This is a genomic window from Thalassolituus sp. UBA2590, assembly GCF_002339775.1.
Taxonomy (GTDB): Bacteria; Pseudomonadota; Gammaproteobacteria; order Pseudomonadales; family Oceanobacteraceae; genus Thalassolituus.
Genome location: NZ_DDKU01000166.1, coordinates 1 through 6,844 on the forward strand (window position 1 = coordinate 1; position 6,844 = coordinate 6,844).

The window sequence follows — 6,844 nt, forward strand, 5'->3', positions numbered from 1 at the left end:
GCCGGGTTGATCGTGTTCTGGCAGGCAACCGGGTGGTGGCTGGAAATATATATCTTCTGGTCGCACGTAAAACCGTTGCAGGCATGACAACGATTCGTTCAGGGCGTAAAGTGCGGCGCGAACCAAAACTGGGCTTCGCGATTCCTGCGACCAGAAAGCCTGTATCCAGAACCAAAGGATCACTGTAAGACATGAAAGTAGAGCTGTTCACCGATGGTGCGTGCAAGGGTAACCCAGGCCCGGGAGGTTGGGGCGCATTGTTAAAGTACGGCACAAATGAGAAAGAACTATGGGGCGGTGAAGACAATACGACGAACAATCGTATGGAGCTGATGGCCGCAATCGAGGGGCTTAAAGCCCTGACCCGTCCTTGTCAGGTTATCCTGACGACAGACTCAAAATACGTAAAACAAGGCATTAATCAGTGGTTAGCTGGTTGGAAGAAAAACGGTTGGAAGACGGCCTCAAAACAACCTGTGAAAAATAAAGATTTGTGGCAAGCTCTTGATAAGGAGTGCTCGCGCCATGAGGTTGAATGGCACTGGGTAAAAGGGNNGGAAACCCTGGTCCGGGTGGATGGGGGGCGCTTCTACGTTATGGCGAAACCGAGAAATCGCTCTCTGGCGGTGCCGCCGAAACGACAAATAACCGTATGGAACTCTCTGCCGCGATTGAAGCGCTACACGCACTCAAGAGGCCAATGCGAGCCCGCATCCATACCGATAGCACCTATGTAAAGAACGGGATCACAGAGTGGATCGTCAAGTGGAAACGAAACGGTTGGCAAACTGCTGCCAAAAAACCCGTCAAAAACGTTGATCTTTGGACAGAACTAGAAAACGCAATGAAAGACCATAGTGTTGAATGGCACTGGGTAAAAGGGCATGCCGGCCATGATGGCAATGAACGCGCCGATCAACTGGCAAATCGTGGCGCAGCAGAGGCAGTTAAATGAGACAGGTAGTACTTGATACGGAAACCACCGGTATTGGCGATGGTCACAGAATCATCGAAATCGGCTGTGTTGAGGTCATTAAACGCAAGCTGACCGGACGGCATTATCACGTTTACATCAATCCTGAGCGGCCTATTGATGAAGAGGCTGCAGAGGTTCACGGCATCACCAACGAATGGCTGATTGAGCAGGGCGCGCCCGTTTTCGGTCAGGTCGTTGACGATTTCCGCTCTTTTATCGATGGCGCTCAGCTTGTTATTCACAACGCGCCGTTCGACGTCGGTATGATGGATGCGGAATTCTCGCGCCTGAATATGACGCCAACCCGGGATTTCTGTGGCATCCTCGATACCCTCGTGATGGCTCGTCAGATGCACCCGGGTGCCCGGGCGAGTCTTGATGCACTGTGTAAGCGGTATGGCATAGACAACTCGCATCGTGAGCTTCACGGCGCATTGCTCGATGCTGAAATTCTGGCTGATGTTTATCTGATGATGACAGGTGGCCAGACTGATCTCGCTCTTGGGGAAGACGAGTCAGATTCGGAGGTCGTTGAGCTGGACCTGGGAGACATCCATGTCGATGCGGCAGCACTGAAGGTCGTCAGGGCGACCAACGAAGAAACCGCAGCACACGAAGCGTTTCTGGACTTGATAGATAAGAAAAGTGAAGGGGCGCTGTGGCGTCGCTCTTAATAATAAAAAACTGAATAGCGAAACTGCGAAGGCGAGCACGGATTTATCAACCAGGCAGGTTATGTTGAACTATGCCGTTTCTACGGGATATCGGTGCGTCTGTCCACCAGTTGATGAAAACACCCATCACTCCGGTAGAATCCGCCAGAGCGACTATTCAGTGATAAACAACCCGGCGGCGTTATTGGCCGGACAGGAAGATAATAAAAATGGCAGATTTACCTAGCGCAGAAGTTTCAAATCAGTTTGCATCGTCGTTACACGTGGTGCGCAAAGAGATTGAAAACGCGCTGGACCATGCGGCGGTTCAGCTGGATACCTACAGTACCGATGACAGTGAAGAGACCATCCGTACTTTTCTGGAAGAAATTCGTCAGCTTCGCGGCACTTTTAAGATGCTCGACTTCCGTGCGGGTGAGCGCTTGTGTGAGGAGCTTACCGAAACCATCCGCCGATCACTCAATTCAGGTGTCAGTGAAGGCCTTCTTGATGCGTCCACTCAGGCTGTGGTGTACCTGAAACGATACATAGAATTTGTGATTACAGGTCAGGATGTTGCTCCATCGCTGTTGATACCTACCATCAATCTCGTGAGGCGTGAGCGAGCAGAAAAAGGCTTGCCTGAAGGGTATTTCTTTCTGAATAACCTGCGCCCGAAGCTGGACCAGCCAAAAGCGTCGGAGAATCGTGCCGTTGCGTATCGTCGTGTGCGCCAGATGCTTCAACTGGGCTTGCTGGGACTAATTCGTGGCTCCGGCAAACGTGGCCCCTTACAGGTGCTCGTCAGGGCTGTTGAACGTCTTGAGGTGGCGGCCAGAGGATCTCACAGCTGGATATTCTGGGAAGTTGTTTCTGGAGCGCTGGATGCTTTGCAGCAGGATGAATTCGACGTCACACCACAGCGTATCTCTCTGGTTGGTCAGTTGGATCGTCAGGTCCGTAAACTTCAGGCAACTGAAGGTGCAGCATTCAACGAGCAGCCATCTGACGCTTTGCTGAAAGAGTTCCTGTACCTGGTTGCGTTGGCTCAGCCTGAGTCTGACCGTCTGAAACTGCTGCACAGCAGTTTCCAGTTGGCGGATCATGTTCGCGAACGGGAGTTGAGGGTCACCCGTAACGATCTTAGTGGTCCGGACCAGTCTGCGCTGGTGTCCTTCGCACGCGCTCTGCAGGACGAAATTGAAGCATTAAAAGACATCATTGATCGCAGTCAGCGCAACCCCGAACTTGCTGTCGAAGACTCTGAGTTGATCGAGCGGCTGGAGCGTATCTCAGATACCCTGATCATGGTCGATATGAATCCGACGGCCGAGCTCGCTGACGGAGTAATCCGTCAGATACGGTCGGGACAGGCGGATATTGAAGGGCTGGCTGACGACATTATCCGTATCGAACAGGATGTTCAGGCAATTGTTCAGTCTAACAGCCTGAAAGGTTCTCAGGTTATTGATCCCGTCACGCTTAAAGAGGCGAATATCGCTGTGGTCTCTGAGTCGGTGACAGCGCTAGTGATGGTGAAAAGAGCCGTGGCTTCCTATGTTGATAGCGGAGATAAACTGCACGTGAAGAATGTAGGCAAGAGCCTGCGGGACGTAAGTGGTGCAGTTATTTTTCTGGGTAAGGCCGATCTCCGCGCGATGTTGCTCGAGCTTGAGGAGTTCGTCGAGCATCAGGTGATGGACTCAAGAGTGGCACCTTCGTCTCAGGATATGGATGCCTTTGCTGACGCAGTAACTGCAGTTGAGTACTATCTGGACACGTATGATTCTCCAGCCTCTGGCGGCAGTGATGCATTACGCATGGCTGAAGAGAGTATGGTGCAGTTGAGAGCCGGTCATGTTGCAAACTAGTCTTACACTAATCAGCAGTGGCGCAATTCTAATTGCGGTCGTTGTGGCACTCTTTCTCTGGGCCGGCAAAGGCTGGTTCAGGCAGTGGCTCCGAGGCACTACAGGAATGATCCTTATTGCTGGGGCTATCTGGTTAGGGTTGGTCGTGTGGGATCTGGCCAGCTATCGATCCGCCATTCAGGAACGGCCTCTGGCGTCGGTAAGCATTTATGAAATCGAGCCACAGGTATTTGATCTGACATTGGTTGACTCTGAAGGCGAAGAAGAGCGCTTCGTTGTAAAAGGCGATCAATGGCAGCTCGATGTACGTATGCTGGTATGGACTGGCCCATTACTGGCATTGGGCAAGGAACCTTTGTATCGGTTTGATCGCTTGTCAGGGCGTTATCTGAGTCTTGAGCAGGAACGTAGTGCACCTAGAACGGTTTATGGGTTTGGTGGTTCCGAAGGCTTTGATGTCTGGAGCTGGTTACGCAACTACGATCTGTGGCTGGATGCAGATTTTGGCAGCGCAGTCTATATGCCTATGGAGAATGGTGCTGTGTTCAGTGTTGTCCGGACCACGAAAGGACTGGTCGCTCGGCCGGTGAATGACGTTGCGGAGAGCGCCATCGCCGGGCAGTGGTAAAACACAAGTACAAAAAAAGCGGCCATCGGCCGCTTTTATCGTATCTGTCGATATTAAGCAGGGAACAGTTCACCCAGCTTAGTCGCCAGCATCATGTCGCCTTCGACTTTCAGCTGACCAGACATGAATGCCATCATGCCGTCCAGATCACCATTAACGATACCCTGCAGGGTCTCGCTGTTCATGATCAGAGTTACGTTTGGATCACCCGCTTCACCCTGAACAACTTCGCAGGCGCCGTCTTTAACGATCAGGTGGTAGTTGTCCGCGTCTTCGATGTTGAACTGGAAAACCAGATCCAGGCCTTCAGCGGCAGCTGGGTTGAATTTAGCGTTCATTTCATTGATGAATTCAGCAGCAGATGACATATCAATATCCTTCGGTTACTTACGTGTTGTTCTACGGCGGCGGAAGTACTGCCGTTGATTCGTGCCTGTTCAGGCCTGTCGACACTCTAAGTGGCCCTCTGGAGGGTGTCAACGAAATTCGAACGATTGTTTGAATTTCAGACTGCGGTTACTTCTCTTACCTGACAGAGCTTGCGGCACGCCCGGTTTTCGTTATGCTGGCTCTTCCCAAATACAGGATTGAAGGATATCTGAGTGGAGTTTATTGCAGATTACGGCAGCTTTCTCTTGAAGACAGTTACACTCGTCGTGGCCATTCTGGTGGTCGTCGGTGGAATGATCGCACTAGGTAGCCGACAGAAAAAGTCGGGCTCCGAGGGTGAACTGAAAATTCGTAAGCTGAACGAGCAGCTGGAAGATTACAAAGAGCAGCTCGAAAATGAGATCAATACAGAAGCTACTCTGAAACAGCTGGAAAAAGACCGGAAGAAAGAAGACAAGGCGAAACAGAAGGCAGAGAAGAAAGCAGCCTCTGCTGGGGCGGATGCTTCCAAAGAAACAAAACGTGTGTACGTCATCGATTTTGATGGTGACATCAAAGCATCTGATGTTGATCTTATGCGCCGTGAAATTACGGCCATCCTGACCATGGCCACTAAGGACGACGAAGTCGTTATCCGCCTCGAAAGCGGCGGTGGTATGGTGCACTCCTACGGCCTTGCCGCATCGCAATTAAAGCGCATCCGTGACAAAGGTATCCAGCTCACTGTATGCATCGATAAAGTCGCCGCAAGCGGTGGCTACATGATGGCCTGCCTTGCAGACCGGGTGGTTGCTGCTCCGTTTGCAATTGTTGGTTCTATTGGCGTTGTGGCCCAGCTCCCGAACTTCAATAAGCTTCTCAAAAAGAACGATGTAGATTTCGAAATGTTCACTGCGGGTGAATATAAGCGCACAGTAACCATGTTCGGTGAAAATACTGATAAAGCGCGAGAGAAATTTCAGTCTGATCTGAACGATACTCACGTTCTTTTCAAGCAGCATGTGAAACAGTTCCGCCCTCGTGTTGACATTGATGCGGTTGCTACGGGTGACATCTGGTATGGCCAGCAGGCACTCGACCAAAAGCTGATAGACGAGGTGGGAACAAGTGACGATTATCTCGTCTCAGCATGTGAACGCGCGGATGTGTACACGGTCGCATACGAGTACCGTCGGTCATTCCAGGAGCGTATGGGCTTTGCCGCTCAGGCGGGCTTTGAGCGTGCCGTGACGCGAGTCCTGACTGCCGTTCAGAATCAGATGCAGACAAAAGGGTAATACGATGAGTTTTCTAGCATATCGGGTAGAGGAAGCGGATAAGAAATTCGAGGCTTCGTGGGTTGAGCAGGAAGATGCTGACTTGCCGGAGGGGGACGTCCTTATCGAGGTTGCCTACTCCTCGGTGAACTACAAAGATGCACTTTCAGCGAGTGGTAATCGTGGCGTCACAAAAGCCTATCCGCACACACCGGGTATTGATGCCGCAGGTACTGTTCTTGAAAGCAGTGATAGCGCGTTCTCGAAGGGTGACGAGGTTGTCGTATTCGGTTACGATCTGGGCATGAATACAAACGGCGGTTATGGCCAGCATATTCGTGTGCCTGCCGCATGGGTGCTGAAGAAACCTGAGGGTATTTCAGCGTCAGAGGCGATGGCGTGGGGTACCGCTGGCTTTACTGCGGCTCTGAGCGTACAAAAACTTGAACGCGCAGGTATCTCGCCAGATCGCGGCCCTGTATTGGTTACGGGTGCGACAGGCGGCGTTGGTTCTGTGGCTGTCTCTCTGCTGTCTAAACTCGGCTACAGTGTTGTTGCTCTTTCAGGTAAAGCAGATAAAAACGACTGGCTTGAATCTCTTGGTGCAAAACGCATCGTAAGCCGCGATGACGTGCTGTCACTGAAAGGTAAAGCGATGGCGAAGCCTGTTTATCAGGCGGCTGTTGATACCGTCGGTGGGGATATGGTGTCAGCCATACTGCCGCAGCTGATGCCTGAGGGCGCTGTGACTACTTGCGGTATGATTGCTGGCGTCAAGGTTGAAGCGAGTGTGTTCCCGTTTATTCTGCGTGGCGTCAGTCTTCTCGGTGTAGATTCGGTTGAGATTCCACGAGCGGACAAGCAAGCGGTACTGGATAAGGCTGCAGGCGATTGGAAACTGGAAAGCCTTGAAAGCATGACCACTGAGATCGGCCGGAAAGAACTTCCTGATGTTCTCTCCCGGATCATCAAAGGGGAAGGCGTCGGTCGTTACCGCGTCAACCTCAATAAAGACTGAGTCAGTCACGCCTCAACTTGTCGCTGATGGCGATAGGGTTGGGGTAGTTAAT

General features: G+C 51.7%; 8 protein-coding genes and 1 pseudogene. 8 read left to right on the forward strand and 1 reads right to left on the reverse strand.

Translation table 11 applies throughout. The features are described 5' to 3' along the window. From B2067_RS14000 to B2067_RS14025, 6 genes and pseudogenes are all read left to right on the forward strand, one after another. On the forward strand, positions 1-188 hold a 188-nt coding region (locus B2067_RS14000; RefSeq protein ID WP_301388859.1), incomplete at its 5' end, for a hypothetical protein. A 3-nt stretch (positions 189-191) separates the two neighbouring features. After that, positions 192-554, forward strand: a pseudogene (rnhA, locus tag B2067_RS14005) (ribonuclease HI); the annotation flags it as partial. Next, complete coding sequence (rnhA, locus tag B2067_RS14010) at positions 536-955, forward strand: ribonuclease HI (protein WP_301388860.1); 420 nt, start codon at positions 536-538, stop codon at positions 953-955. The pseudogene rnhA (B2067_RS14005) and the gene rnhA (B2067_RS14010), both read left to right, overlap by 19 nt. Further along, entirely contained in the window at positions 952-1,650 is a 699-nt protein-coding gene (gene dnaQ, locus B2067_RS14015; protein ID WP_301388861.1) for a DNA polymerase III subunit epsilon, read from the forward strand. The genes rnhA (B2067_RS14010) and dnaQ overlap by 4 nt, the downstream gene beginning before the upstream one ends. Before the next feature lie 209 nt (positions 1,651-1,859). Then, complete coding sequence (locus B2067_RS14020) at positions 1,860-3,500, forward strand: hypothetical protein (protein WP_301388862.1); 1,641 nt, start codon at positions 1,860-1,862, stop codon at positions 3,498-3,500. Continuing rightward, entirely contained in the window at positions 3,487-4,128 is a 642-nt protein-coding gene (locus tag B2067_RS14025) for a hypothetical protein (protein ID WP_068443524.1), read from the forward strand. Before B2067_RS14020 ends, B2067_RS14025 begins: the two co-directional genes overlap by 14 nt. Before the next feature lie 53 nt (positions 4,129-4,181). Here B2067_RS14025 and B2067_RS14030 read toward each other — a convergent pair whose 3' ends face one another. Continuing rightward, entirely contained in the window at positions 4,182-4,496 is a 315-nt protein-coding gene (locus B2067_RS14030) for an SCP2 sterol-binding domain-containing protein (RefSeq protein ID WP_068443527.1), read from the reverse strand. Between the two features lie 234 nt (positions 4,497-4,730). Here B2067_RS14030 and sohB point away from each other — a divergent pair, with 234 nt between their 5' ends. Both sohB and B2067_RS14040 read left to right on the forward strand, forming a co-directional pair. Then, positions 4,731-5,795 (forward strand): protease SohB, encoded by a 1,065-nt coding sequence (sohB, locus tag B2067_RS14035; protein WP_068443529.1) that lies wholly within the window; start codon positions 4,731-4,733, stop codon positions 5,793-5,795. A 4-nt stretch (positions 5,796-5,799) separates the two neighbouring features. Beyond that, a complete protein-coding gene (locus B2067_RS14040; protein WP_273087394.1) occupies positions 5,800-6,792 on the forward strand; it encodes a YhdH/YhfP family quinone oxidoreductase in 993 nt (330 codons plus the stop codon). Positions 6,793-6,844 lie beyond the last annotated feature (52 nt).